Annotated in this window: 20 protein-coding genes; 13 read left to right on the forward strand and 7 right to left on the reverse strand. The window is 42.1% G+C overall.

Annotated features, from left to right (window positions below):
• Nucleotides 1-110: 110 nt before the first annotated feature.
• The 3 genes from JMY06_RS06705 to dapC form a co-directional block, all read right to left on the reverse strand.
• Complete coding sequence (locus JMY06_RS06705) at nucleotides 111-716, reverse strand: 3'-5' exonuclease (RefSeq protein ID WP_201617392.1); 606 nt, start codon at nucleotides 714-716, stop codon at nucleotides 111-113.
• Between the two features lie 52 nt (nucleotides 717-768).
• Entirely contained in the window at nucleotides 769-2,703 is a 1,935-nt protein-coding gene (locus tag JMY06_RS06710) for a DUF294 nucleotidyltransferase-like domain-containing protein (protein WP_201617400.1), read from the reverse strand.
• A gap of 103 nt (nucleotides 2,704-2,806) precedes the next feature.
• The gene (gene dapC, locus JMY06_RS06715; protein ID WP_201617402.1) at nucleotides 2,807-4,036 is read right to left on the reverse strand and encodes a succinyldiaminopimelate transaminase; all 1,230 of its coding nucleotides are present in this window, start codon (nucleotides 4,034-4,036) and stop codon (nucleotides 2,807-2,809) included.
• Between the two features lie 456 nt (nucleotides 4,037-4,492).
• On the opposite strand from dapC, the gene JMY06_RS06720 reads away from it, so the two are divergent.
• Entirely contained in the window at nucleotides 4,493-5,119 is a 627-nt protein-coding gene (locus tag JMY06_RS06720) for a hypothetical protein (protein ID WP_201617404.1), read from the forward strand.
• Between the two features lie 25 nt (nucleotides 5,120-5,144).
• Here JMY06_RS06720 and glnD read toward each other — a convergent pair whose 3' ends face one another.
• Both glnD and map read right to left on the reverse strand, forming a co-directional pair.
• Nucleotides 5,145-7,892: a [protein-PII] uridylyltransferase gene (glnD, locus tag JMY06_RS06725; RefSeq protein ID WP_201617406.1), complete on the reverse strand. Its 2,748-nt coding sequence runs from the start codon at nucleotides 7,890-7,892 to the stop codon at nucleotides 5,145-5,147.
• 114 nt (nucleotides 7,893-8,006) lie between these two features.
• Nucleotides 8,007-8,798, reverse strand: coding sequence for a type I methionyl aminopeptidase (gene map / locus JMY06_RS06730; protein WP_201617408.1), 792 nt, complete (start codon nucleotides 8,796-8,798; stop codon nucleotides 8,007-8,009).
• A gap of 542 nt (nucleotides 8,799-9,340) precedes the next feature.
• On the opposite strand from map, the gene JMY06_RS06735 reads away from it, so the two are divergent.
• The 9 genes from JMY06_RS06735 to JMY06_RS06775 all read left to right on the forward strand — a co-directional run bounded on the left by JMY06_RS06735 (nucleotide 9,341) and on the right by JMY06_RS06775 (nucleotide 16,881).
• On the forward strand, nucleotides 9,341-9,829 hold the full coding sequence (locus tag JMY06_RS06735; protein WP_201617410.1) for an META domain-containing protein: 489 nt from the start codon (nucleotides 9,341-9,343) through the stop codon (nucleotides 9,827-9,829).
• A 315-nt stretch (nucleotides 9,830-10,144) separates the two neighbouring features.
• Nucleotides 10,145-11,032 carry a Xaa-Pro aminopeptidase gene (locus JMY06_RS06740; protein ID WP_227672222.1) on the forward strand — a complete coding sequence of 296 codons (888 nt, stop codon included), beginning with the start codon at nucleotides 10,145-10,147 and terminating at the stop codon, nucleotides 11,030-11,032.
• Nucleotides 11,033-11,109: 77 nt separating this feature from the next.
• Entirely contained in the window at nucleotides 11,110-11,271 is a 162-nt protein-coding gene (locus tag JMY06_RS06745) for a DUF2256 domain-containing protein (protein ID WP_201527458.1), read from the forward strand.
• Between the two features lie 36 nt (nucleotides 11,272-11,307).
• Entirely contained in the window at nucleotides 11,308-11,418 is a 111-nt protein-coding gene (locus JMY06_RS06750) for a DUF2256 domain-containing protein (protein WP_201527498.1), read from the forward strand.
• A gap of 110 nt (nucleotides 11,419-11,528) precedes the next feature.
• On the forward strand, nucleotides 11,529-12,191 hold the full coding sequence (locus tag JMY06_RS06755) for a class I SAM-dependent methyltransferase (RefSeq protein ID WP_201527457.1): 663 nt from the start codon (nucleotides 11,529-11,531) through the stop codon (nucleotides 12,189-12,191).
• Nucleotides 12,192-12,299: 108 nt separating this feature from the next.
• Nucleotides 12,300-12,434, forward strand: a complete 135-nt coding sequence (locus JMY06_RS06760; protein WP_413786899.1) for a DUF2256 domain-containing protein — start codon at nucleotides 12,300-12,302, stop codon at nucleotides 12,432-12,434.
• Between the two features lie 307 nt (nucleotides 12,435-12,741).
• On the forward strand, nucleotides 12,742-14,649 hold the full coding sequence (locus JMY06_RS06765; RefSeq protein WP_413786898.1) for an N-6 DNA methylase: 1,908 nt from the start codon (nucleotides 12,742-12,744) through the stop codon (nucleotides 14,647-14,649).
• Nucleotides 14,650-14,678: 29 nt separating this feature from the next.
• Nucleotides 14,679-16,070 (forward strand): restriction endonuclease subunit S, encoded by a 1,392-nt coding sequence (locus tag JMY06_RS06770; RefSeq protein WP_201617416.1) that lies wholly within the window; start codon nucleotides 14,679-14,681, stop codon nucleotides 16,068-16,070.
• Between the two features lie 16 nt (nucleotides 16,071-16,086).
• Nucleotides 16,087-16,881, forward strand: coding sequence for a hypothetical protein (locus JMY06_RS06775; RefSeq protein ID WP_201617418.1), 795 nt, complete (start codon nucleotides 16,087-16,089; stop codon nucleotides 16,879-16,881).
• 178 nt (nucleotides 16,882-17,059) lie between these two features.
• On the opposite strand, the gene metH is transcribed toward JMY06_RS06775, so the two are convergent.
• On the reverse strand, nucleotides 17,060-20,857 hold the full coding sequence (metH, locus tag JMY06_RS06780; protein WP_201617425.1) for a methionine synthase: 3,798 nt from the start codon (nucleotides 20,855-20,857) through the stop codon (nucleotides 17,060-17,062).
• A 545-nt stretch (nucleotides 20,858-21,402) separates the two neighbouring features.
• Between metH and JMY06_RS06785 the strand changes: the two genes are divergently transcribed.
• Both JMY06_RS06785 and JMY06_RS06790 read left to right on the forward strand, forming a co-directional pair.
• The gene (locus JMY06_RS06785; protein ID WP_201617427.1) at nucleotides 21,403-21,957 is read left to right on the forward strand and encodes a fasciclin domain-containing protein; all 555 of its coding nucleotides are present in this window, start codon (nucleotides 21,403-21,405) and stop codon (nucleotides 21,955-21,957) included.
• Between the two features lie 267 nt (nucleotides 21,958-22,224).
• Entirely contained in the window at nucleotides 22,225-22,866 is a 642-nt protein-coding gene (locus JMY06_RS06790) for a fasciclin domain-containing protein (protein WP_201527449.1), read from the forward strand.
• 442 nt (nucleotides 22,867-23,308) lie between these two features.
• Here the strand turns inward: JMY06_RS06790 and JMY06_RS06795 are convergent, their stop codons facing one another.
• A complete protein-coding gene (locus JMY06_RS06795; protein ID WP_201617429.1) occupies nucleotides 23,309-24,856 on the reverse strand; it encodes an alanine/glycine:cation symporter family protein in 1,548 nt (515 codons plus the stop codon).
• 899 nt (nucleotides 24,857-25,755) lie between these two features.
• On the opposite strand from JMY06_RS06795, the gene JMY06_RS06800 reads away from it, so the two are divergent.
• Complete coding sequence (locus tag JMY06_RS06800) at nucleotides 25,756-26,388, forward strand: LemA family protein (RefSeq protein WP_201527447.1); 633 nt, start codon at nucleotides 25,756-25,758, stop codon at nucleotides 26,386-26,388.
• Nucleotides 26,389-26,461 lie beyond the last annotated feature (73 nt).

Below are 26,461 nucleotides of genomic sequence, written 5' to 3' on the forward strand. Positions count from 1 at the left end.
ACAAGCGATAGTGATGAGGTTTAAAAATGGGGGGCATGAGTAATATATTGTCAGGTGGCAAAAACCGCCTATAGTAACATGAGTTGCTATTTTCGCGTAGAAACTAAACATCAGCGCACATGCAAAAAAGCCATTGCCGTCATTACTGCGTCATTATAAGCATCATGAGTACCCAGTTCAGGGATATTGTAATGCGCTAAGATGTTGGTTAAATGCTGCGACTGGTTGAGAATACCTTGCGTGCGGTCGCCCATTCGCCGACTGTATAAATGGCGCACATCGATTACTTTATTAGGGAGCGATGTACCCATATAGCGCTTGACCAAAGGATTCAAAAACGCGGTATCAATCTGCGGACAGAACCCAACTATTGGACGATTATTAATAAAGGGCAGCAGTAACGCCAGCATCTCATCATAGCTGATACCGTGCTCAACATCGGCAGTACGCAGCCCATGAATGACAATCGTATCGCGGTCGGGCATCACCGGTGGCCTGCAAACTAAATGTAGACCATTACCAGTATCGATAGTATTGCCATTCACATGGATGGCTGCTACCGACAGTAGATGATGCTTGCGCGGATTCAGTCCGGTCATCTCACAATCGATCGCTACCCACTGTCCAGCCGTTGGCGGCTCAAACATGGATGCCAGCTCAGGACGCTGTAATTGCGTCTTTTGCCATGAGGAGGATAATTGTTTAAGCCAGCTCATGAGTCACTCCATAAGACGTGTTATAAAATATCCTAACCCACTTATGAGTCATCTACGGCACCTCTAACTGATAGTGTTGCCGCAACTGTGCTTTAAAGCTCTTGACCACTGCCAAGCATTCTTTTAAGACGTCACGCTCAAGCGCCGACAAGGTAGTAGGGTCAACTTGATGCGCATATTTGTCGGCTGTGGATAGAGCTACGGCCAAGCGCTGCGCCATAAAAAACTCTAACGCTTCACCTAAAGTATCGGCACGTTCTTGGGTTAAGACTTGTATTTGTACGAGGGCTTTTAGCCGGTCTTTGGTACTGGGAACTTGCAAAATATCATTCTCTAGCGCTAATGCGCGGATGCCGTGGACTAATGGAAAAAGCCCTGCTTTTTTGAGGTCGATATCATCTGAGCTGGGCTTACCTAACAGTGGTACAAACTTTTGCCACCACTGATTTACCTCACCGAACTGTAAGGCCGCCCGTGCAAACTGACGGACAAACATAGGATCCGAGCGCTGATGGGCGGTTTTTAAATGCTCACGGATATGGGTCAATAGTGTCTTATCACCGCAAACGTACTCACCGTCCAATATTGCCGATAGATAAATACTGTGCATGGGATCGGTGTTCCTAAACCATAAGCTAATTTGTGCTTTGAATGGCTTAAGCGGCTGCCGCCACATGGGATTGGTCATCATAATATTGCCATCACATAACGGATAGCCAAGGATTGCCAAATGGTTATTAAAAGTATCTGCAGACTCTGCCAAATCCGGATGCGAAAAGCCATCTCTGATAATAAGGGCATTATCTTGATCCGTACGCATAATTTGCTCGCCGCGACCTTCTGAGCCCATCACAATCACACAAGTGTTTTTCACTACCTCGTCTGGTACGATAAGTTGCCATAACTTGGTAAAAACTTGCGCGTTCAGTGTTTGCACCATGCGGCTAACAATACCAATCTTGACGCCATTTTGCTGTTGTGCGCGGATATAACGACCAATCAGCTCCACCGCTGTATGTAAGCTAGTGAGATCTTTTGCTTGCTCAATTTCGATACTAATCAGTTGCGAGTGATGACCGATATGGGCGAGCATATCGCTTTGCCCCAAGATACCTACGACTTTACCATCCGCATCGATAACGGGCAGCCGATGAATACGGTAGCGGGTCATAGTCAACATCGCATCACCGATTTCGTCATCCGCATCAATAGTATGTAAGTTAAAGCTGGCGTAGTGCTGGCAGGTGGTGGTGGCAGGGTCTTGCTGCTCGCTAACGGCGCGACAAATATCGGAATCGGTCAGAATACCCAGCGCGCGGTCTGAGCTTAGTGCTTCTGATAAATGACCTGTAGGACGCACCAAAACATGCTTAAGACCCGCCTCAGTCATAGTATGCGCCGCATGGTGTAAGCTGCTGTCAGCATCAATGATGTGTACTGGTAATAAGGTAGCATCAGTCACGGGCTGGAGCATAATTTGCTGTACTTCTTGCTGGGCGGTATAGCTCGTTGAACCCGGCCTCAATGCTTGAACTTGCCCGCTGCGCCGCTGTGCCAAAGCCTTTAAACGCTCCGGTAGCTTATCGGATAATAATTGCCGTATTAGATAATTTTGGGCGCTAATTTTATTCATCGCCGCGCCATCAACTTGTAATAATAACGTATCTTCGTCAGCGCGATATTGATAGCTAGACTGCTGGGTATTTGTTGAGTCATCATCTTGCGCTTCGGGCAGACGGCGACTGTCAAACCAATCATTACTATTGAGCTGGTCGGAATCCTTACCGCCTAGATAAAAGGCGACGAACTCACCATTGAGGGTTTGCTCAATTTGCCCTTTTAATACCACAAAAAAATATTGTAAATCATCAGTCGGCAAGGTTTCATTGGTAGCAAGATAGCGTACTTGGGTGTGTTTTTTGAGGCTTTGACGCTCAGCGAGACTTAAGACGTCGAATGGCGGCTGGGTAAAATCAAGATGGGGCATGGCATCATCCTTGATGGCTGTAGCAATATCCTTTTACTATAGCATTATTTAAGGGCTCATAGCATTAACGATGTCAGGGATATTTTTTATGCTTTGATTTCACCTAGCTATTTAGCAATTCACGGATACGGCTGATGGCTTCGCGGCTTTCTTCCACGCTAGCGACGAGAGCGATGCGTACATAGCCTTGTCCGGGATTGCGACCGTTAACTTCCCGTGATAAATAACGACCTGCTAACGCATGGATATTAGCCTGCTCATACAGCGCTTTGACAAAGATTTCATCATCACAGTCGAACTGCTCAGGAACTTTCACCCAAAAGTAAAATCCCGCCTCTGGCATTCGTAAACCTAACAATGTACCTAACTCAGCCATCCATAGCGTAAATTTCTCTTGATATAACGCTCGATTTTGTGCCACATGCTTCTCATCTTGCCACGCCGCAATAGAGGCAAGTTGATGTGGAATGGGCATCGCGCAGCCTTGATAGGTGCGGTATCGTAGGTATGATTGTAGGACAGAGGCGTCCCCCGCGATAAAGCCTGAGCGTAAGCCCGGTAGGTTTGAGCGTTTCGATAACGAATGAAACACCACGCAGTTCTTAAAGCTATCACGGCCAAGGGTAGCGCAGGCTTGTAATAAGCCAATCGGCGGCTCATCAAAATATAATTCGCTATAACACTCGTCGCTGGCAAGGATAAAACCATAGGTATCTGATAGGCGAATAAGAAATTCCCAATCATCCATTGTCATTACCGAACCGGTTGGATTGTTCGGACTACAGATAAATAACAGCTGCGTTTGCGCCCAAACGTCATGGGGCACAGCGCGGTAGTCGCCCTTAAAATCATTATCTAAAGTACAGGGCACAAAGTACGGCGTCGCCTGTGCTAGTATGGCTGCGCCTTCATAGATTTGATAAAACGGATTGGGCATCACCACTGTCGGCTTGTTATTCTGATGGGTCGTAGATAGTTGCTCAGTGGTTTTACCATGATTTACTACGGCTTGTACAAAGCTAAAAATGGCCTCACGGGTACCCATTACTGGCAATACTTCCTTATTGGCATCGACATGATGCAGAAAAAAGCGCCTCTCTAGCCAATGAGCGATGGTTTGGCGCAGCTCAAAAGTGCCATTAGTGGTGGGATAACGACATAATTTGTCCAAATTTTCTTGCAAGACGTCCAGCACAAAGGCGGGTGGCGCATGTTTTGGCTCACCAATGCCAAGCTTAATCTCAGAGTAGGTATGGGCTGGCGTACAATCGGCAAGTAAGGTTGCCATCTTAGCGAAAGGATAAGGGTGGAGCTGAGCTAGGTTGTGATTCATAATTAGGTTAACTATACTAAGTGAAAGTAAGGAGTGGTAACAATAAGTGACATTGCGTAATTATAATAAAACAGAATATAATACAGCAATAACGAAAAATTACATTTAAGCAGTGTAGCATTTCTCTTGTTTTTTGTCCTTTTCTTCTTACGCAGGTATTTATATTGAGGAATGCTCTTAATTTATACATATGGATATGCGGATATACGCTGCCATAAATCGAGTTAACCTTGGCTCAATTTTATCCGAAATAGCGTCAGTGGCTGTTTAACACAAGACGTCTAAAGCTAAATATTTAATACTAAATTCTCTGTGTATATGCGGCCAATATCATATCTGTAGTGTAGATTCGTGCCCACTTATTATTAACTATCAATAATTGCCTTATAACTGATAACCATAAATACAATGACCGTTGTGCATTACAGCGTTTTATTATGAGGATGACTGACTGATATGCCTATTTTCTCCAATGATAGTGAGCAGCGTACGGAATTTTATAAAGAGTTGCAACGTCGCGAGCAGCAATGGTGGCAAGCCCGTCAGCGTCTTATTATGCTCAAAGAGCGGCAGATTTTTTGGTTTGGGGATAACAGTCTCATTATGTGGCTGCTTTGGCAACTGGTCAGTTATGTGGTGGTAGCTATTGTGCTGATGTTAGTTAGCAAACTGATCGGTGTGCAGTGGTACCTATGGCAGTACATGGCGGTGTTTGGGATACAAACGCTGATTTTTATCGTATTGTTTGCTGCTAAAGGCCGGCTGGCCAATCATCTACAAAATAGTATTGTCAAAGCAGATTTGGCACGTGAACAAGCGCTGAACGAAATGGTTATCTTAGCTAATGACAGCATTTTTCCTGATATTCATTCGCATACCCCCATCTCGCTACAGCAAATTCATGAGCGTTATGAGGCGCAGTTACGTCTAGCAAGCTTGCAGTGTCTATTACAAAAAGAGATTGAGGCCGGACGACTGTTGTTAGCACAGCATGAAATAGAGGCGAGAGTTTTACCACCAGAGCTTGCTGACGATGAGCTGCTACCTCACGCCGGTCGTATGATATATAAAAGTGTGATTTAAATTTTTATAGTTTAAGCACAGCTATTTAACTATAACTGCTGTCTGTACGTATACTGAGACTGGTGGTGAGTGCCGCCTTCAGGGTCTCAAGCCTCAAAGTCGATAGCGGTTTATCCTGTTGGTCACTGATATAAAACATATCTTCTGCGCGCTCGCCTAAAGTGGTAATGCGCGCCGCATGAACTTCAATCTTCTGTTGCAAAAATACTTGACCGACTCGCGCTAATAACCCTGGTTGGTCAAGTGTTTGCAGGCTCATGATATGCTGATCTGAGGCTTCATTGAACTCAAAACTAATAATGGTAGGCACTTCAAAATGCCTGAGATGACGCGGAATGCGCTTATGCGTAAGCTTCGGCGTCGTTGGGTTTTTAAAGGCATCAACCAGCCGCTGTTTTAGCTCTTGTTGGCTGTCCTCATCGGCCAATAATGTGCCACTATGATCTAACAATACATAAGAATCTAGGGCAAAGTCGCGAGTTGCTGTGATGATACGCGCATCTAAAACGTCCAAATTCATTTGATCAAATACCGCCATCGTTACCGCAAATAAATTAGTCTGATTTTGAGTGTAAACAAAGACCTGTACTGCATCAAGTGCCAGCTCCCGATGCTCGCGCAGGACAATAAGTGGCGTACTCTCAGCGTTAGAGGCGTGGCCAATCGGCGGATGGTTTAGAATGGCTTCAGTATGCCACAAGACGTCTTCAGCAATCTCTTTTAAGAAGTATTCATCACCTAAATCATCCCACAATTGCAGCACCTCCTCGCGATCCATATGCTGATTGTCAACATTATCCAGCAGGGTCAATGCTTGTTTACGAGTGGCACTGATCATATCGTGGCGATTGGTTGGGGCATCAATATCCGCGCGTAAGATACGCCGCGTTTGCGCATACAACTGTTTCATTAGGGTTGCCCGCCAGCTGTTCCAAAGCTGTGGATTGGTAGCATTCATATCAGCAACGGTTAATACATACAAATGATTAAGATGGGTGACATTGCCTACTAAATTTGCAAAATGAGTCACAACCTCAGGGTCGGAGATGTCTTTTTTCTGCGCAGTCTTCGACATTAAAAGATGGTGGCGGGTCAGCCACCCGACTAACTGCGCATCGGCGCTACTCATACCATGAGTAAGACAAAACTCAATGGCTTCCGTCTCCCCAAGCTGATTATGATTGCCGCCGCGACCTTTGGCAATATCATGGAACATGGCAGCCAACACTAAAATTTCTTTGCGTTCAATACGCTGAAAAATAGCGCTGACTAATGGAAAATCTTCATAATATTGCGCATCAGTAAAGCGGTGCAATATTCGAATCAAAAATAGCGTATGTGCGTCGACAGTATAACGATGAAATAAGTCGAATTGCATAAGACCGGTGACTTGCGCAAAAGCAGGAATATAATTGCCCAATACCCCGTAGCGATTCATCGCACGCAGACGTTGAAACAAATAATTTTGTTCTTTTAAATTGGCCAAAAATAATGCTTGATGCTCAGGGTTATCACGATAAGTTTGATCAATACCGCGAGCCGCAACCTTTAGGGCGCGTAGCGTTCGGGTGCGTACTTTTTTGATGCCATATTGCCCCATTAATAAAAACATCTCTAAAATAGTCTCAGGATGCTGGGCAAAAACCCGATGATGAGCGATGGCAATCTGATCGCCAATTTGATTAAAGTGCGCATTCAGCGGCCGCTTGGTCGGACGCTCATTATCCGGCAGACTCGGCTCTATAATGGTTTCATAGTAATGGTTGGTCAGCATCTCAGACAGCGTCGATATCTGCATGGCGCAGCGATAATAATCACGCATAAAGCGCTCTACCGCCGCATTGGGTATATCATCTGGCTGAGTTTCGTAACCCATGCGTTGGGCTATTTCGCGCTGATAATCGAATAACAGCTTGTTTTCATTGCGTCCGGTTAGTTCATGTAAATAATGGCGTATTTGCCATAAGTAGCTTTCGGCGAAGTTTAGCTCATCGAATTCTTTTTCGGTCAAAAATCCTTGCTGTACCAAGTCATAAAGCTTTCCGACACGAAAATAACGCTTCGTCACCCAACCAATGATATGAATATCGCGCAGACCGCCAGGTGCCGTTTTAATATTAGGTTCAAGATTAAATTCTGTGGCATTGTGTTGAATATAACGTGCCTTGGCCTCAGCAATCTTAGCCTCAAAAAAGTCGCGCTGTGACCAGAGCTTATTGACGATTCCATCAGGAATGTTTTGTAATACTTCATTACCAATTAATAAGCGCGTCTCTAATAAGGTACTGGCAACCGTATGATTTTGGGCCGCTGCCAAGCAATCATCGATACTGCGCACTGCTAACGCCGGCTCCAAACCAATATCCCACAGCATCGCTACTAAGCTATCAATCTTGGCGCTAACTTCTACTGCAATATCATTTGGTGCCAGCAACAAAATATCGACATCTGAATATAGCGATAGTTCCCCGCGACCATAACCACCCGTCGCGAACAGCGCTAAATCCGTTTTGTCCAACTCAAACCAATTGAATAATGCGATAAGCAATTCATCAATTGCACAAGCACGTGCCGCTACCAATTGGCGAATATTGACCCCGCGCTCAAGCGCCCGACTGATATCGTCATTAATCTGTATCAGCCACTGCGGAAGCCCAAATAGTGATTTTTCCGTGGCGGAGGTGGCATCCAAATCCGTAGTGTTCGAACCCTGTCTTGCAGGTAAAGTCGGCAGCGGTGTAAGATAAATGGAGGCGACATCGCATGTGAACATGTGTGTTATCCGATTAAGAGTTTAAAATATGGGTAGTAAGAAACATGGCTACTAAAAAACACGAGTCATAAAACAAAGGCAATAAAAAGACCGCCTAAGCGATCTTTCATAATTTTACTGGGTTAAGAAGCTTAAGTCTTCTTCAGGACGAGTGGTAAATACCTCACAGCCATTGTCAGTCACGACCATCGTATGTTCCCACTGCGCCGACAGCTTACGGTCTTTAGTAATTGCCGTCCATTCATCCGGTAGAATTTTGGTCTGCCATTTGCCCTCATTAATCATCGGTTCAATAGTAAATGTCATTCCGGTCTTCAGCTCAAAGCCTGTACCTTTTTTGCCATAATGCATGACTTGGGGCTCATGATGGAACTCATTACTGATGCCATGACCACAGAACTCACGCACAATGCTAAAGCGCTCAGGCTCGACCACTTCTTGAATAGCTGCGCCGATATCGCCCAAGCGTACGCCATCTTTTACCACTTTCATGCCCGCATATAGGGCATCTTGCGCCACTTTACAGATACGCTTCGCCATGATGGAGCCATTACCGACGATCCACATTTTGGAGGTATCGCCGTAGTAGCCATCTTTAATTACCGTCACGTCAATATTGATAATATCACCATCTTTTAGGATTTTATTCTCAGTGGGGATACCGTGGCAGACTACGTGATTGACTGAGGTGCAGATGGATTTAGGAAAGCCGTTATAATTCAGTGGCGCGGGGATAGCGTCTTGCACATTGACGATATAATCATGGGCGATTTGGTTTAACGCTTCGGTGCTAATGCCTACTTTGACATGCTCATCTAACATGACCAGTAAATCGCTGGCAAGTTTACCGGCGACACGCATTTTTGCTATAGCTTCAGGGGACTGGATGAGGGCTTGTTTAATCATTATTATCTTACTTATAGTTATGAAATTAATGTGACTAAATTATATCATAAATGAGCCAGTGTCGGTTTTAAGGCATTTTGCTTGTTTGTAAAACTATCTTGCTAAAATAACATTCATTTTTAAATCACAATTGGCAGGTAACAATTAACAGGCAACAGCAAGCCAATAAACAGTTAGCAGTTAATGTCATAACTGGCAATAGATAGTAGCAAAAGGTCTATACGCTGGAACAATATTTTATTAAAGCTTATACATAATCCTGCATGACAGTCATAGTCTAACAAGCCATAATGGATTCACCGTTTAGGCAAAAATAATAAAAATAGCGACAACAAAAAAAATGATAATAATAAAAAATTAGCGGTAATGAGTAGAAGCGATAAAAAAAGAAATAAGAATAAAATAGAATAATAAATAAAAATACTCATGATCGTAATCATCATAGCAACATAACTCGTATACAATGAGCTGTGCGTGACTTTGAGTTAAGCATTTTGAGTAAACTAACATAATAATTTGATTTAACCCTTCTAGGAGTTTATATGAAAAACATGACTAAAGTAATGATGGCAGGCGTATTAGCAGTAGGTACATTAGCTGCCGGTTGCCAAACTACTCCAAGCGTTACCGCGCCAACCACTCAGCAAATCACTACTGATAAATTAGAAGCCTATAACTGGCAGCTCGTTGATGCTGAGCGCACCAATGGTCAGCAAGTCAGCCAACTGTTCTTTAATCCGTCAAAACCTTTAACTTTGAACTTCATGAGTGTTAATGGTGAACATCGCGTTTCTTATATGAACACTTGTAACAACATGGGTGCTCAATACCAAGTGGTTAATGGCAATGTCCAAATTCAGAACAGCCTTAGCACTATGATGGCCTGCCCTGAGCCACAAGCTAGCTTTGATACGGCTACCTTAGCTACCGTACAAGGTAAATATAGCTTGAGCAAAAACGCAAAAAATACGCCTATCTTGACGATTACTAATGCCAATCAAGTAGCGCATTTCCAAGCGGTTAACAAATAGTTGTTAAGTAGTTATCAATAACTAAAAGTAATTAACTGTAGATAAATTCTAACAATAATAAAAACAGTAGAATTTTCAAACTGTTATAAAAAAGCCTCACTATTATGTAGTGGGGCTTTTTTTAACAAGTTTTTATCAAATTTCCGTTAAAAAAATTGTCATAGATTAAGCTACACTAAAGCCATTATTATTGGACTTTATTTTATGCATCATTCAACGACTAACCTGTCTCCTATAAAAAGTATGAGAAACACAGCAGTGCTTGCCACATTGGCCACAATCATCAGCGTATTAACAGGCTGTCAAACGTTAACCATGGCTACCAACCAGACCGTCAATAATAGCCCTGCTATTAATCCGCTGACAGCGCAGATGCCAAGCAGTGACCGCCTTGGGCGCATTGCTTATGTAGAGGAACAAGGTTTTGGCGCGGCAAAAATATCCTCGCTATATACCATTCGCCCCGATGGTAACGATAGGCAACTGATTGAGCAGCTGAATGGTTATATCTATTCGCCAGCGTGGTCAGTGGATGGGAAATTATTGGCTTATAGTAAGCAAGCATTGCGTGAGCAACCAAAGATTTATATTTATGATCGGCGTAATCAAAGCCGTAATCTGGTCGTAAATACCAATGGCAGCAATTTATCAGCGACGTTTTCACCCGATGGACAAAAGCTACTCTATAGCTCAACGGTTGGCGGTAATGCTGATATCTATGAGCTACATTTAAACAAAGGCACCACCACTCAGTTAATTGAGCTACCGAGTACTGAGGTGCAGCCAAGTTACGCGCCGGATGGCAAAAGCTTCGTCTATGTCAGTGATAAAAATCGCGCGGGTCGTCCGCGCATCTATCGCTATAAATTTGCGACCAATAGCAACTCGCAAATTGCCACGGGCGGCTATGCTGCTAGCCCGCAACTGAGTCCCGATGGTAGGCGCATGGGCTATCTAAATGGTCGGCAAGCCGCAGTTATGACTTTAGGTAGCGGACAAGTGATAAACTTGGCAGAGACCGGACTTGATGAGCCAGCACGGTTATCCCCAAGTGGCAGCTATGCGCTATATCCTATGCAAAGTGGGCAAAGTAGCGGGCAAAAAAGCAGCAGTTTAGTAATACGTTCATTAGTAGGTGGAACCAGTTACACTATCAGCAATAAGACAGGTGGACTAGCGCGATCGCCAGTGTGGGGGCGTTAATCTTGAAGGTTTAAGACTAGTACTAAGTGACCCATTTATCAAATAACTTATGTTTTAAACAACGTAGTGAGAAAAGTATGGCGCACAAGAAAAAGAATGTACGGAAAAAAGAATGTCCTGTCTGCCAGCGAGAGTTTAGCTGGAGTAAAAAGTTGGATAAAAATTGGGAAAGCATGGTCTATTGCTCAGACCAGTGTCGCCGGATTAAGAAGTATGAGAGTGTAGAACATCAGCAATGAGAGGGAGAGGGTTAAAAGCAAACTTACCGCAAAAAAATCTGTCCCGTTTGCCAGCGCCCATTCAGTTGGCGTAAGAAGTGGGAAAAGGATTGGGATCAGGTCGTTTATTGTTCTGATAAGTGTCGGCGGGTAAAAACGGGCGAATAAAATACAAAGACGCTAATCTTCCTCAGGCTTAGATATTAGATATACAGCTACATGATAAATGCCGTCATTAACAAAGAGTCAATATCACAAATAATTATACAGGGACAATCATGAACTCAAGACCGACTTTAAAACTGACAAGTATCAAAAGAATCTATGAAAATAAGGTCTTGCCTGTATTAATAGATAAGGTCTGTGCATTAGAAACTGTTAGCAGACAAAGAGAGCTTATTGTACCAAAGGCCAGTGGCGTAGTTCTAGAGGTTGGTGTTGGCAGTGGGCTTAATGCTGAATTTTATAACAAACAGAGAGTCAAGCGAGTGATAGGGGTTGACCCGCACATACATCCATTGGCACAAGAACGGTTTGATACAGCAGGTATTGAGTTGGTTTCTAAGCCGTTGTCTGCCGAAACGCTACCCTTTGAGGATAATAGCGTTGATAGTGTCGTGATGACTTTTACCTTATGTTCTATACCTAATCCTATCCAAGCGTTAAGTGAAATTAAAAGAGTTCTGAAACCTTTTGGTAAGTTGTATTATGCTGAGCACGGCTTAGCGCCGAAGCCCAAATCAGTGGGTAAAATACAACAAATTATTACCCCTGTATGGAAGACTGTATCAGGAGGCTGTCATCTTGATAGGGATATTGAAAAGCTTATAGCACAAGCTGGTTTTGAGGTGTCGGGTAACCAAGGATTTACGCAGGGGGTAAATGTTGTTGGTTATCACTATTGGGGGGAGGCGACTGTTGCTGTTAGCAAGTCGTCATGAACTCGACTCTCTTTTTAGATTGAAACTATCCAAATCAAAGTTTGGCAGAGATGGCAGGTTGTCCAAACTTACTAGTCCACAGGCATCTAAACTATCAGAATAAATATTATAGGGCATAAAAAAATCTGCCCCGTCTGCCAGCGCCCATTCAGCTGGCGCAAGAAATGGGAAAAGGATTGGGAACAAGTGATTTATTGTTCTGAGAAGTGTCTGTGCAATAAGAGTGAGAGTAATGATAAGTAGTTAAATTAAGTATTTATCATAGTAAGGTAGAAAGCTAAGATATCCACATCAGAATGACTAAAATCAAAAGTAACATGGTAAAATATTAAAACTAACAGCATATATTTAATTTGGATAAATAATGAGTAATATAGCCACCATTTTAAAAGATTCGCAATACAATCTCACTCAATTTAAGCAAGAACAGATTGAAGAGCTTGAAAGTAGAATATTTGATAAAACACAAAGAAATGGTACTAAACCATATGTTGAATGCTTAGTTCGTAAAAAAGATATACGTATAACGCCAGAAGAGATCGTTCGACAGTTGTATCTATTGACGTTGAATCAAGAGTTCGGCTATCCATATGAGCGTATGCAGGTAGAGTACCCTGTAGCATTTGGACGACAAACAAAGCGTGCAGATATCGTTATCTTTGATAAAGACCATACTACCTCTGTTTATATTATGGTAGAGATGAAAAAGCCTAAGCTTAAAGATGGTAAAGATCAGCTTAAGTCTTATTGTCATGCAACCGGTGCGCCAATTGGAGTATGGACAAATGGTGAATCAATCTCGTTTTATAATCGCCGTGATCCAAACTACTTTAAAGACATCCCTCGCATTCCACAGGTTCATGAAACGTTACCAGATGTTTTAACAGAGCGCTGGACGATTGAGACTCTAATACAAGAGGATAAATTGGTCAATGAGCGTAAATCGCTCAAAGATATTATCTTAGAAATGGAAGATGAGGTGTTAGCGAACGCTGGGGTTGATGTCTTCGAAGAATTATTTCAACTTATTTTTACCAAGCTATACGATGAGATGGAAAGTACCCGCAATAAAATTCGTCATCTTGAATTCCGTAACTATGGTGAGACAGAGACTCAGCTCAAAGAAAAGATTCAAAATTTATTCGATGAAGCAAAAAGTAAATGGGAAGGGGTATTTAGTACCAGTGCTAAGATTACGCTGGCACCATCACATCTAGCGATTTGTATTTCTTCACTTGAGCAAGTTAAGTTATTCAATTCTAACCTTGATGTCGTTGATGAGGCTTTTGAATATTTAATCAATAAATCTAGTAAAGGGGAAAAGGGACAATACTTCACGCCTCGCTATGTCATTGATATGTGTGTCAAAATGCTTGATCCAAAACCTGAAGAGACGATAATTGATACGGCAGCTGGCAGCTGCGGCTTCCCTGTTCATTCTATATTCCATGTATGGGAAAAGCAGCTTAAAGCAAGAGGGCTAGAAGCTAGTCATCTCTTTACTGCTGAAGAGCGTTTCCCTGAGCAGTTAGACTATGTGACCGATAAGGTCTTTGCTATCGACTTCGATGAAAAAGCGGTTCGAGTGGCTCGTACCTTGAATCTCATCGCAGGAGATGGGCAGACTAACGTTCTACATCTTAATACGTTGGACTATGAACGTTGGAGCGATAAAACGGAAGATGAAGACTGGCGAGATATTTATCATGAAGGTTGGAAGCGACTAAGAAAGCTGAGAGCAACTAAAAATCAAGATCGAGATTTTATTTTTGATGTTTTGATGGCGAACCCTCCATTCGCAGGCGATATTAAAGAAAGTCGTATATTATCAAAGTATGAGCTAGGGCATAAAACAGATGGTAAGCAGCAATCTAAAGTTGGCCGAGATATCTTATTTATAGAACGTAATCTAGACTTTTTGAAGCCTGGCGGTCGTATGGCCGTCGTTTTACCTCAAGGTCGTTTTAATAACTCTAGTGATAAACATATTAGAGAGTTTATTGCAGGTCGTTGCCGAATATTGTCAGTAGTCGGATTACATGGCAATGTATTCAAGCCTCATACAGGCACTAAAACAAGTGTGCTCTTGGTACAAAAGTGGAATGATGATCCACAAAAGGGAGTGTTATGTCCCAAGATTGAGGATTACCCAATATTTTTCGCTACTATGCAGGAACCTAGTAAGGATAGTGGAGGTGAGAAAATATTCGTCAAAAAATCAGACTACCCTCAAGCTAATACAATCAATATGGACGCTAGTGAAGATGGCGTAGCTGAAGTTGTTAATACTTATAACAGTGGGGCAGAAGGTTTAGATGACTATTTACTAGACAACCACGGGCATTTAATTGTTAAACATGATTTGTTTAACCATGATGGACTAACTCAAGATGGCATCGCTGAAGCCTTCGTTGAGTTTGCTAAGAAGGAGAAACTGTCTTTTGTGGGAAAGAGCTAAGCCCTTTTGATGAAGCAAAATACCAAGCTTTGTTAGAGGGGTTAGAGATCAGTGAGATTGGTTTTTCAATAGTATCAGAAGGTATTTTAAGGTTAGAGTCTGAGTTCTATACTATAGAGACGTTTGAATCTAATAATTACTATTTAGGTGAAAATATTATTGATAATGCTGAGTATAATTCTATTTATGGTATGAATAGTGAAGGTAGGGGATACTTAGCATTAAGAATGAACGAGTTTGATACTATATTTACTGGACAGCCAGAACAGTTTGCGCATAATTTTACTGAAATTGACTTTGAGAAACATAGACTAAGAAAAAATGATATTTTAATATGTCGAACTAACGGCAACCCTAATTTAGTCGGGAAGTCTGCATTAGTGGCAAAAGATTATCCTTTCGTTTATGAGTCGCATCTGTTTAAAATACGTCCTATTCAAGATAAGATTAGCTCAGCAGCATTGATAGTATTCTTAAATTGCAAGTATGGAAAAGCTGAACTAAAAAAGTTTTCTATGCAGGGTAATCAATCTAATTTTAGTCTTGCTAAATTTAGAGAAATTAGAGTACCTAAGCTTGAAGGTTTTTTTAATAAAAAAATTGAGAATATAGTTTATACTGCTTTTAATAAACTAAATGACTCTCAAGATAAATATTTTAAATCTGAGGAGTTATTACTAATAGAATTAGGATTATCTGGTTTTAGTTCAAATCAACAAAGCATTAATATTAAGTCTATAAAAAATAGTTTTTTAAAAACAGGTAGATTAGATGCTGAGTATTACCAACCTAAATATGACGAGATAATTGAACAAGTTAAGTCAGCACCTCATGATAAATTAAAGAATTTGGCATACGTTCAAAAATCGATTGAGCCTGGTTCAGAGGCTTATCAAGAGACAGGAACACCTTTTTATAGAGTATCTAACTTAACTAAGTTTGGATTGATTCAACCTGATATACATCTCGACGAATATAAATATAGTGACACTATCCGTCCTAAGAAAGATACTATCCTATTGAGTAAAGATGGCACAGTAGGAATGGCATATAAAGTAGCTAAAGATATTGATGGTATTACTTCAGGAGCAGTATTACATCTTAATATTAAAGATGAAGCTAAAGTTTTGCCTGATTATCTTACTTTAGTTTTGAATTCTATAGTGGTGCAGCTACAGGCTGAGCGAGACGCTGGAGGTTCAATTATCCAGCATTGGAAACCATCGGAAATTGAAGAAGTAGTTATCCCTTTGTTAGATATTAATGTTCAGCAGAAAATTGCTGAATTAATCCAACAAAGCTTTCATCTCAAGGCAGAAAGTGAGCAGTTATTGGAAGATGCTAAAAAGCTAGTTGAGTATGCTATTGAAAATGGTGAAGGTAAGGCTCTAGTGAATTATAAGCTAGGTTTGATAGAGTAATAGGATATTAGATAGTATGGCTAATGGTTATGTGGAAAACGTTGAAAAGTGGAAAACTTTAACGGATATAGATTATTTTACTTATTTCATTAAGGCTTGGATATCATTTAATGCTTGGTATAAAAATCAGTATGTAGGTATCAATAGTGATAGAGAAGCTATTAATAAGATTAAAAATGAGAGTAATAGTATTAGAAACAAGGCTATCGGTCTTCTTGGTTCGGAAAACGAACAAGCTACATTATTCAAAGCTTCGTTTGCTTCGCTTCATAAAAGTCTAATGGAATTAGCCGTCCATAATGGAGGAGAGAGATTATATTTTGAAAAATTTATGTGCGAAGTGGATAGAAGTAATTTAATACAAAGCTTTCGAAATAATAAAATAGAATACTTCGTTAAAATTGAAATGACTAGAAATGACTTTGGTAGCATCCTAGTAACTATCAAAAACTCTAATAATTTAACTATTCTTAACTACACTAGCAGAACATATGATATTAATGACTTTTCTAGAAAAAGTGCTTACTTAAGCTTATCAAGTAAGCAAAAAGAACAAATTACCCATGCTTTTAATGAAGCAAATCCTTTTAAATATGAGTCTCTACTAACAAATGATATTGACAATTGCTTAGAGATAGGGTTATACAAATTTATCGACGATAAGGAAAAGGTCTTTAAATGCTTGATAGAAATAATATATGGTCTTAGAAATGCTCTTTTTCATGGCGAAATTGTACCCAATAAGGATCATAGAAAAGTGTACGAACATGCATACCATGTGTTAAAGATACTTTTAGATAGCTTAGATTAGAAGATAATCATATGTATTACCTTCTAAAAATATTATTTTGGTGAATTGCTGTTTTTATAGAAGAAGAGCTATCTACAATTAATAATATTCCGTAGATTTATATGTATGTTTTTTTAAAGTTAACATATTAAGAGTGCCGAGACTTATAATCTCAGCACCCTTTTTAAGTAAATATTTCCTACAAATTCGGATTCAACCACTTCTCAGCCGTTTTCATATCCCAGCCTTTACGCTCAGCATAGCTCTCTAACTGCTCCATGCTGATTTTACCGACGTTAAAGTAGACACTTTCAGGATGCGAGTAATAGAATCCGCTAACGGATGAGGCAGGCCACATCGCATAGCTTTCGGTCAAGATGGTACCGATAGCATCGCCGGTGCCAATCCATTCGAATAATTTGCCTTTTTCAGTATGTTCAGGACAGGCAGGGTAGCCAGGAGCAGGGCGGATACCGACGTATTTTTCTTTAATCAGCTCCTCATTACTCAAGCCTTCATCAGACAGATAGCCCCAATACTCAGTACGGATACGCTTATGCAGATGCTCAGCAAAGGCTTCCGCTAAGCGGTCAGACAAGGCTTGTACCATGATAGCGTTATAGTCATCACCGTTGTTTTTATACGCTTCAGCGACTGCTTCCGTACCTGCTATTGAGACGGTAAAGCCGCCAAGATAATCGGTATGGGTTTCCGATGGCGAGATAAAGTCCGCCAAGCTATAGTTGGGCTTGCCGCTGGCCTTATCGCTTTGTTGACGCAGATGCTCGAATTGATAGACTGGCGTACCGCCCTGTTGTGGGTCATTATCATAAACGGTAACCGTATCCGCGCCGGTACGTCTTGCTGGGGCGATTTTAAACACGCCTTTGGCAACAATTAATTTCTCATCAATCAGTTTTCTGAGCATGTCTTCGGCGTTCTGAAACAAGTCGCGTGCCGCTTCGCCAACCACGTCATCTTGTAAGATTTTGGGGTATTTGCCCGCCAGTCCCCAAGAGATAAAGAACGGTGTCCAGTCAATAAAAGGGATTAATTTATCTATTGGGTAATCATCAAATATCACTTGGCCTTGCTCGTTAGGAGTGGGCGGCACGTAGTTATCCCAATCATCCTTAAAGCCAATTTTGATAGATTGAGCATACGATAGCTGGGCGGCTTTGGGTTGGCGTTTGGCCAAGCGTTCACGTACCTTGATGTATTCTGCGCGAGTTTCATCAACCAAACCTTGACGATGCTCTTTGGATAATAATTTAGTGACCACGCCGACTGCGCGTGAGGCATCCGCCACATAGATGACGCCGTTGTTTTGATATTGTGGTTCGACTTTGACCGCGGTATGCGCTTTAGAAGTCGTTGCACCGCCGATCATCAGTGGTAAGGTTATGCCGCGCTCTTGCATTTGCTTGGCGACATAGACCATCTCATCAAGGCTGGGCGTGATTAACCCAGATAACCCAATGATATCGACCTTTTCGGCAAGTGCGGTATCAAGGATTTTTTCACAGGGTACCATCACGCCCATATCGACGATGTCATAACCGTTACAACCTAGTACCACCCCGACGATATTTTTACCAATGTCATGGACGTCGCCTTTGACCGTCGCCATCAGGATTTTACCTTTGGTTTCACCTTCTACTTTTTCCGCTTCAATGTACGGGTTAAGCCATGCGACCGATTGTTTCATAACGCGCGCGGACTTCACTACTTGCGGTAAGAACATTTTACCAGAACCAAATAAATCACCGACGATATTCATGCCATCCATCAGTGGCCCTTCGATAACTTCCAATGGACGCGGGTATTTCTCCCACGCTTCTTTGGTATCGGCTTCAATGAAGGTGGTAATACCTTTGACTAAGGCATGGGCAATACGTTCTTCAACCGTGCCTTCACGCCATGTTAAATCGACCGTGCTGTCTTTTTTCTTGCCGCCATTCTGATAATTCTCAGCGATGGTCATCAGGCGTTCAGTGGCATCTTGTCCGGTCTCGCCTTGATTACGGTTGAACATCACATCTTCGATGGCATCGCGTGCTTCTTTAGGGATGTCATCATACAGCTCAAGCATGGCGGGGTTGACGATACCCATGGTTAGGCCGTTTTGTATCGTGTGATAGAGGAAAACGGAGTTAATGGCTTCACGGATCGGGTTACCACGGAAGCTGAAGGAGACGTTAGAGATACCGCCCGATACCATCGCATTAGGCAGGTTATCGGTAATCCAGCGCGTGGCATTGATAAAGTCTGCGCCGTAGTTATTGTGTTCAGTGATACCAGTGGCGACCGCAAAAACGTTGGGGTCAAAGATAATGTCTTCCGATGGGAACCCCACGTCATTGACCAGTACGTCATAGCTACGCTTAGAGATTTGAGTTTTACGCTCGAAGGTGTCGGCCTGTCCGTCTTCATCAAAGGCCATAACGATAATGGCGGCACCGTAGCGCATACATAACTTGGCGCGCTCAACGAACTCATCGTGACCTTCTTTTAAGGAGATGGAGTTGACGATACATTTGCCTTGGGTACGCTTGAGGCCTTCTTCGATGATGTCCCATTTAGAGGAGTCCAGCATCAAAGGAACACGGCTGATATCAGGCTCACCGGATACCAAATTGACGAAGTGAATCATCGCCTGCTTGGAGTCCAGCATGCCCTCGTCCATATTGATATCGACGACTTGCGCGCCGCCTTCAACTTGGTCACGGGCAACATCAAGCGCTTCGGTATAGGCTTCAGTTTTGATTAAACGTAAGAATTTCTTAGAACCGGTCACGTTGGTACGTTCCCCGACGTTCACAAACAAGCTTTCAGGGGTGATAGTAAAAGGTTCAAGTCCAGACAAGCGGCAGGCAGGTGGAATCTCAGGAATCACCCGCGGTGGGAACTTGGCGACCATATTGGAGATTTGGCGGATGTGCTCAGGCGTAGTACCACAGCAACCACCGACGATATTTAAGATACCCGCTTTGGCAAAGCCTTCTAACAGCGCGGTGGTCTGTTCAGGAGTTTCGTCATATTCACCAAACTCATTGGGCAAACCAGCGTTAGGATGCGCGGACACATACATATTGGCAATGTTCGATAGGGTTTGAATGTGCGGTCTGAGCGCATCCGCGCCTAGCGCACAGTTAAAGCCCACAGAGAGTGGTTTGGCATGGCGAATGGAGTTATAAAACGCTTCAGCCGTTTGTCCTGAAAGGGTTCGGCCTGAGGCATCAGTAATGGTACCCGATATCATAATTGGCAGCTCAAAGCCGATATCATCAAACACCCCCGTCACTGCAAAAATCGCTGCTTTGGCATTGAGCGTATCAAAGATAGTCTCAATTAAGATGATATCAACGCCGCCTTCCATTAACGCTAATGTCGCCTCCCGGTAATTGAGCACCAATTCATCAAAGGTAATATTACGAAATGCAGGGTCATTGACATCTGGGGACAGGGAACAGGTGCGTGATGTTGGCCCCAAGACTCCAGCCACAAAGCGTGGCTTCTCAGGCATCTTAGCCGTAAACTCGTCAGCTACTTCACGGGCAATTCTCGCGGCTTCCCTATTCAGCTCAGGCACTAGATATTGCATATCGTAGTCTGACATCGACAAGCGTGTGCCATTAAAGCTGTTGGTCTCGATGATATCTGCACCAGCGGCAAGGTGGTCGGTATGAATCTCCTTCACCATATGCGGTTGCGACAGCACTAATAAGTCGTTATTACCGCGCACATCTTGGTTGATATCGGCAAAACGCTCGCCGCGATAGTCGGCCTCCTCCAACTTATAGTTCTGAATATGAGTTCCCATCGCCCCATCTAACATCAAAATTCGCGATGCCATCTGTTCGGTGATACGCGCGCGCGCGGTAAGCTGCTGTGCTTTATAGGGAAATAGCACTGGCGGCGTCAGTATAAAATCATCAGCGGCAGGGGAAGTTGCAGCAGGGGTATTATCATCTTGGGGAGAAGTTATCGAGGTCATAGGAACACTACTTATGTCGTCAGTTTTATAAAATAGGAAAAAAGGGGGAAGGATAAAAAGGAAAAGGTGCAAATTCTTAGTATTTTAGCATGAAAAATGCAGCACTCACGGGCATGGCTTTATTCAACTTTAGCAATATAAAATTTATGCTGTATCGGTATATAGAATGAATGGTTATATCATTAGGAAGTGACTCAAAATTTTTATGTGTGTGAATAAATATCAGTCAGCATAATAATTACTCAGAAATCCGACTTTTGAAATAAGAAGTGGTATTTTGTTCAAAAAATAGGCAAAAATTACACCATTATTACAAAAAGTAGCGTAAACGCAAAATGATAAAGCTGGTGAATATGTTAGTTTATATTCATAAAATTTGCATTTTAATAAGTATCGCTAATAAATATTTAATAAAACTTGCCTAGGCGCTGATTATAAACAGCTGTCATAATGTACTACCTTTAGGAAAAAGGTTAGCTCATAAAATTATAAGTATGTAAAACAACACTCTAGAAACACTTCATTATCAAGGATATTAAATTAATATGAAACTTACTAAAATTGCTACTATTGGCACACTTGCTATTTCGTTAGCCGGACTGAGTGCTTGTAATAATATGATGCCACAAAAGAATGCACCCGCAAAAGCGCCAACCCATAGCCAATCTATGCAAAAAATGAACGTGGTACAAGTGGCTCAAAGTAACGCCGAGTTTTCATTATTGGTTGAAGCGGTCCAAGCAGCAGGACTAGCGGGAATGTTGTCTGAACCTAATGCCAACTATACTATTTTTGCACCAACCAATGATGCCTTTATGCAATTGTTGAACGAAACAGGCATGTCCAAAGCACAGTTGTTTAGCAATAAGCCACTATTGACCAAAATTTTAGGATATCACGTCATTAATGGCTCGATGCCAATCTATGCCAGAGATGTGAAGCCAGGCAATGTCACGATGATTAGTAAAGATACATTGACAGTGACTTCAAACGGTAAGCTGAGGGATGAAATGGGTCGTACTGCTACTCTTCTTAAAACCGATCTTGCGGCCACTAATGGTGTGGTACACGTGATTGATAAAGTACTATTACCGAAATAATATTGATCCAGATTGTTGAATATAACGAATGTTTACAATATGCTGATTAATAGAGTGTCAATATTGGTTACTATATATCGATATTGGCATTATTCATTTGCAGCTATTTGTAAAGGTTCGTCAATAAAATAGCACTATTAACTACTAATCATTAACGGCCTGTTTTTATTAGTTGCCACTTTTGCTTATTTCCAAAGCAGTTTATTAGTCAAAAAAGACTATCACTCACTAAGTAAACCATTCACTTAATATCCATAAGGGTACCCTATGTTAAAAAAGACTTTATTACCGTTAACTATCGCGATGGCCGCGTTGTCACTAGCAGCCTGTAGTAACAATGACACTGCCGACACACCAGCTGATACTGATAATGTGGCTGTAGTAGCAACTGACGATGTGACTGTAGTTGATCCTATGGCTGAAACGGATCCTATGGTTGCTGACCCTATGGCCGAAACTGATCCTATGGCGGAAACAGTCGCCACGCAAAATATTGCTGAAATTGCCGCTGAAAACGACGATTTGAAAATATTAACAGCGGCATTAGAGGCGTCTGGACTTGATACTACCTTAATGTCAACAGACAGTCAGTTCACCGTATTTGCTCCGACCGATGAGGCATTTGCTAGTTTATTGGATAAACTTGGTTTGACTCAAGAAGAGCTATTAGCTGATAAAGAAATGCTAACCCAAGTACTCTCATATCATGTCATTCCTAATACGGCTGTGAAAGCGGCTGACATTCCTTATGGCGATAATATTGACACTGTGAATGGTCAAGCATTCTCTATCAGTGATGACAATGTTATTACCGACGCTAGTGGCGGTACTGCTAATATCGCTCAGACAGATATAATGGCAACTAACGGTGTCATTCATGTTATCGATACGGTATTGATGCCTGAGTAAGTAGATCTTAATATAAACACTTAGCTTATTAATTGTACCTAAAAGCCCAGCCAGTCGCGCTGGGCTTTTTTGTGGGCTGAGTTAAGGTGAGTAGGTAGGTTTTAACCTATATAGTCAAACCCCTATAACTTCGCTACAGTGTCAACCTCCCTTGATTTACTATCTATACTATATTCGCTATTCGCTCGGTTTCGCCATCCCATTAAAAGTAACGAAATTATTTAGCTTTGAATATATTCAGGATTCTTGCCTAAAAATCTTCTTCTTACTTAAAAACTTTCCGCTTAAAGGGTTTAAGGAGTCTCTGTTTTAACTATCAACAGCTGAATGTTCAATACTCTCTGCTTATTCTACAAAAAAGCCTGTGACTATCGCCACAGGCTTTTTTGATTTAACACATTTAATTAAGCACTATTGTTAATTGAACTCATCTTAAGACCTGTTATTTAGGGTCTTTATGTAGTGAGCTTTGCTTAAGCGCTTCTTGTTCTTTTAAATGACGCTCTTCCCAATATGGCGCGTTTTTGATACCGAATTTAGCAGGGTCAAAGCTATAGCGTTTTACTCCAGCTTTACGCTGCGCTTCGTAGTCTTTGAGCATCGTCAATGTTGGTTTTGCCACAAAGAAGATGACTAAGATACCAACAATGTTAAGCCAAGCCATGAGACCAACACCGATATCACCAATCGCCCAGATATAACCGGCTGAATTCAAGCCGCCATAAGCAACCATCAACATAATTAGGATTTTGACTAAGAATACACCTTTTTTATGAGCGCCGCGGCTGATAAAGCGGGTCAAATAAGCAACGTTGACTTCAGCAATATAGTAATAAGCCAAAATCGTGGTAAAGGCGAAAAAGAATACGGCGACGGCGATAAAGGTATTGCCGAATTGACCGTATACGGATTCCATCGCCATCTGCGTGAAGGCGGGCGAGTTAATCTCAACACCGGCTGCGACGTTTTGGACTACGAATTGACCGTCAGGTAGCGTACCTTGAATGTTATAAGTACCAATGGTTAAGATCATAAACGCGGTAGCAGAACAGACCAATATCGTATCGACATAAACTGAGAATGCCTGTACTAGACCTTGCTGTGATGGATGTTCAACTTCAGCAGCAGCAGCAGCGTGAGGACCTGTACCTTGACCGGCTTCATTGGAGTAAATACCACGTTTAACACCCCAACCGATTGCTGCACCAAAGCCAGCTTGAGCCGTGAATGCATCGCTGATAATTGAGCCAAATACTTGCGGAATCATCTGATAGTTAGTGACCATGATAATTAAAGCTAAGACAATATAGCCTAATGCCATAAAGGGTACTGCGTATTCGGTAAAGCTTGCAATACGTTTGATACCACCGAAGATGATGACGCCTAGCACCACTAGGATGATACCTAGCGCAATCAGACGCATAGAACCAACTTCTAGGCCCATGACATTCATTGCGGTGCCTTCACCCATGACTTGCGCGAAGGCGTTGATAACTCCATTCGCCTGAACACCTGGTAAGAACATACCACATGCCAAGATAGAGGCAACCGCAAAGAGGATGCCATACCAGCGTTGACCGAGTGCCCGTTCAAAGTAATAAGCAGGGCCACCGCGATATTCACCAGTAATCACGTCTTTTTCTTTATAAATCTGTGCGAGTGTCGCTTCAACATAGGCGGTAGAAGCACCTAAGAAGGCAACAACCCACATCCAAAACACCGCACCTGGGCCACCAAAGCCGATAGCCGCAGCTACCCCTGCGATGTTACCCATACCCACACGTCCCGCAAGCGAGACGGCAAGTGCCTGAAATGACGAGATACCGTCAGCACTGGACTTACCTGTAAATAGTAATTTTAACATTTCACCAAACAGACGCACTTGTACGAAGCGCGTCATGATGGAATAGAACAGACCAGCACCCAAGCATAAATAGATTAGCGCTGGGCTCCAAATAATTCCGTTTACTATCTCGACCAAACCTTCCATATGTATATTCCTTTAACTCTTTCAAAGCGCGATGCTGGGTGCTGATAGTTGTCCGTTAATGGTAATATATTAACGTCTACAAGCACCGAGCTGATCACTAAGTATGGATTGTAGTTGTCTGTGTTTATCCGCTTGGCATATTAACAACACTGCTAGCAATAATGATTGATTAATACTCATTTATACTAATAATATTGCTACTGAACTTAGCTGCGGTCGCAATTCCTTTTGCTTTATTGGTCGCTGCGGTATCATGACGTCACGCAGTAAGAGTAAATAAACAATGAATAGTCCAGCGGATAAAACAGGGAACTATATCGTTAAATATTAATCAACCTGCTATGAGCCGTGTCGGTTCTCTCTTCGGGGCGTCAAACTTCAATAGAGTATGTTCCTTTAATCCTAAATAAGTCATAAATCCATTACTAAATGTATGCAAACCGTACGGCTATGTAACTGCAATTTGCCATAGTTTAGGATGAATTACTAGGAAATTTTTGAATTGTCCCCTGTTTTTCTCTATTGCTAATCTCTATTAATCGTCTCACTATAATCGAATACCCAACCAATATAGTGTAACAGGTAAAATTTATTTTATGAATCAGTGGCTATAAACTAATTAAGTGGCTTTTAATCTGGCCAGTAATAAATACTGAAAACAATAGTAAGACTAGCTGTCGATGAGTAACAATAGGCGCTTTCAATAATATAAGGCGGGGGTCTGCTTGATTATAAGCCTGCTTTGCGGTTGTGTTTTGGTAACGGTCAATTGTAAAAGAGCAGTGATGACGCCATTATTAGCAGCATATAACCAGACTATATGTGTCTAAACCATTTAATATGTGTCTAAACCATTTAATATGTGTCTAAACCATTTAATATCATTAGGAAACCCCAGCATGACTCATAAATCTATCGTAAAACCCATGTTACTATCTGCGATATTAGCAACTTCAACTCTCAGCTTAAGCGGTTGTGGTTATAACAATCTGCAGTCGCAAGACGAGCAAGTCACCGCTTCATGGTCAGAAGTGGTTAACCAATACCAGCGCCGTACGGACTTGGTACCAAACTTAGTCAAAGTAGTGAAGCAGTTCGCGACCCAAGAGCAAACCGTCTTTACTCAAGTGGCAGAAGCGCGCTCACGTGCTGGCAGCATGAACATCACGCCAGAGGTGCTGAACGACCCGCAAGCAATGGAGCGTTACGCTGAAGCACAAGCACAGATGGGCGGCGCTTTATCGCGGTTGATGGCGGTCTCTGAGCGTTATCCTGAGCTCAAGTCTGATGCACTGTTCCAAGACTTGCAGGCGCAGTTAGAAGGCACAGAAAACCGTATCACGGTTGCGCGTAATCGTTATATCCAAGAAGTGCAAGGCTATAACACCACGGTACGCCAGTTCCCAACTAATATCACTGCGAAGGTATTTGGCATGCAAACGAAGCCAAACTTTACGGTAGCCAATGAAGCAGAAATATCTACTGCTCCGACCGTTGATTTCGGTGATGACAATGCTGCGATTGCTGAGTAACTAACGAATAGTTAAAGTAGGGATTAATAGTTAAAGTTAGGAAATTATGGAAATACTTTCCAACTTCCAATAA

Origin of the sequence: Psychrobacter urativorans (assembly GCF_904846675.1) — a bacterium.
Taxonomy (GTDB): Bacteria; Pseudomonadota; Gammaproteobacteria; order Pseudomonadales; family Moraxellaceae; genus Psychrobacter; species Psychrobacter urativorans_B.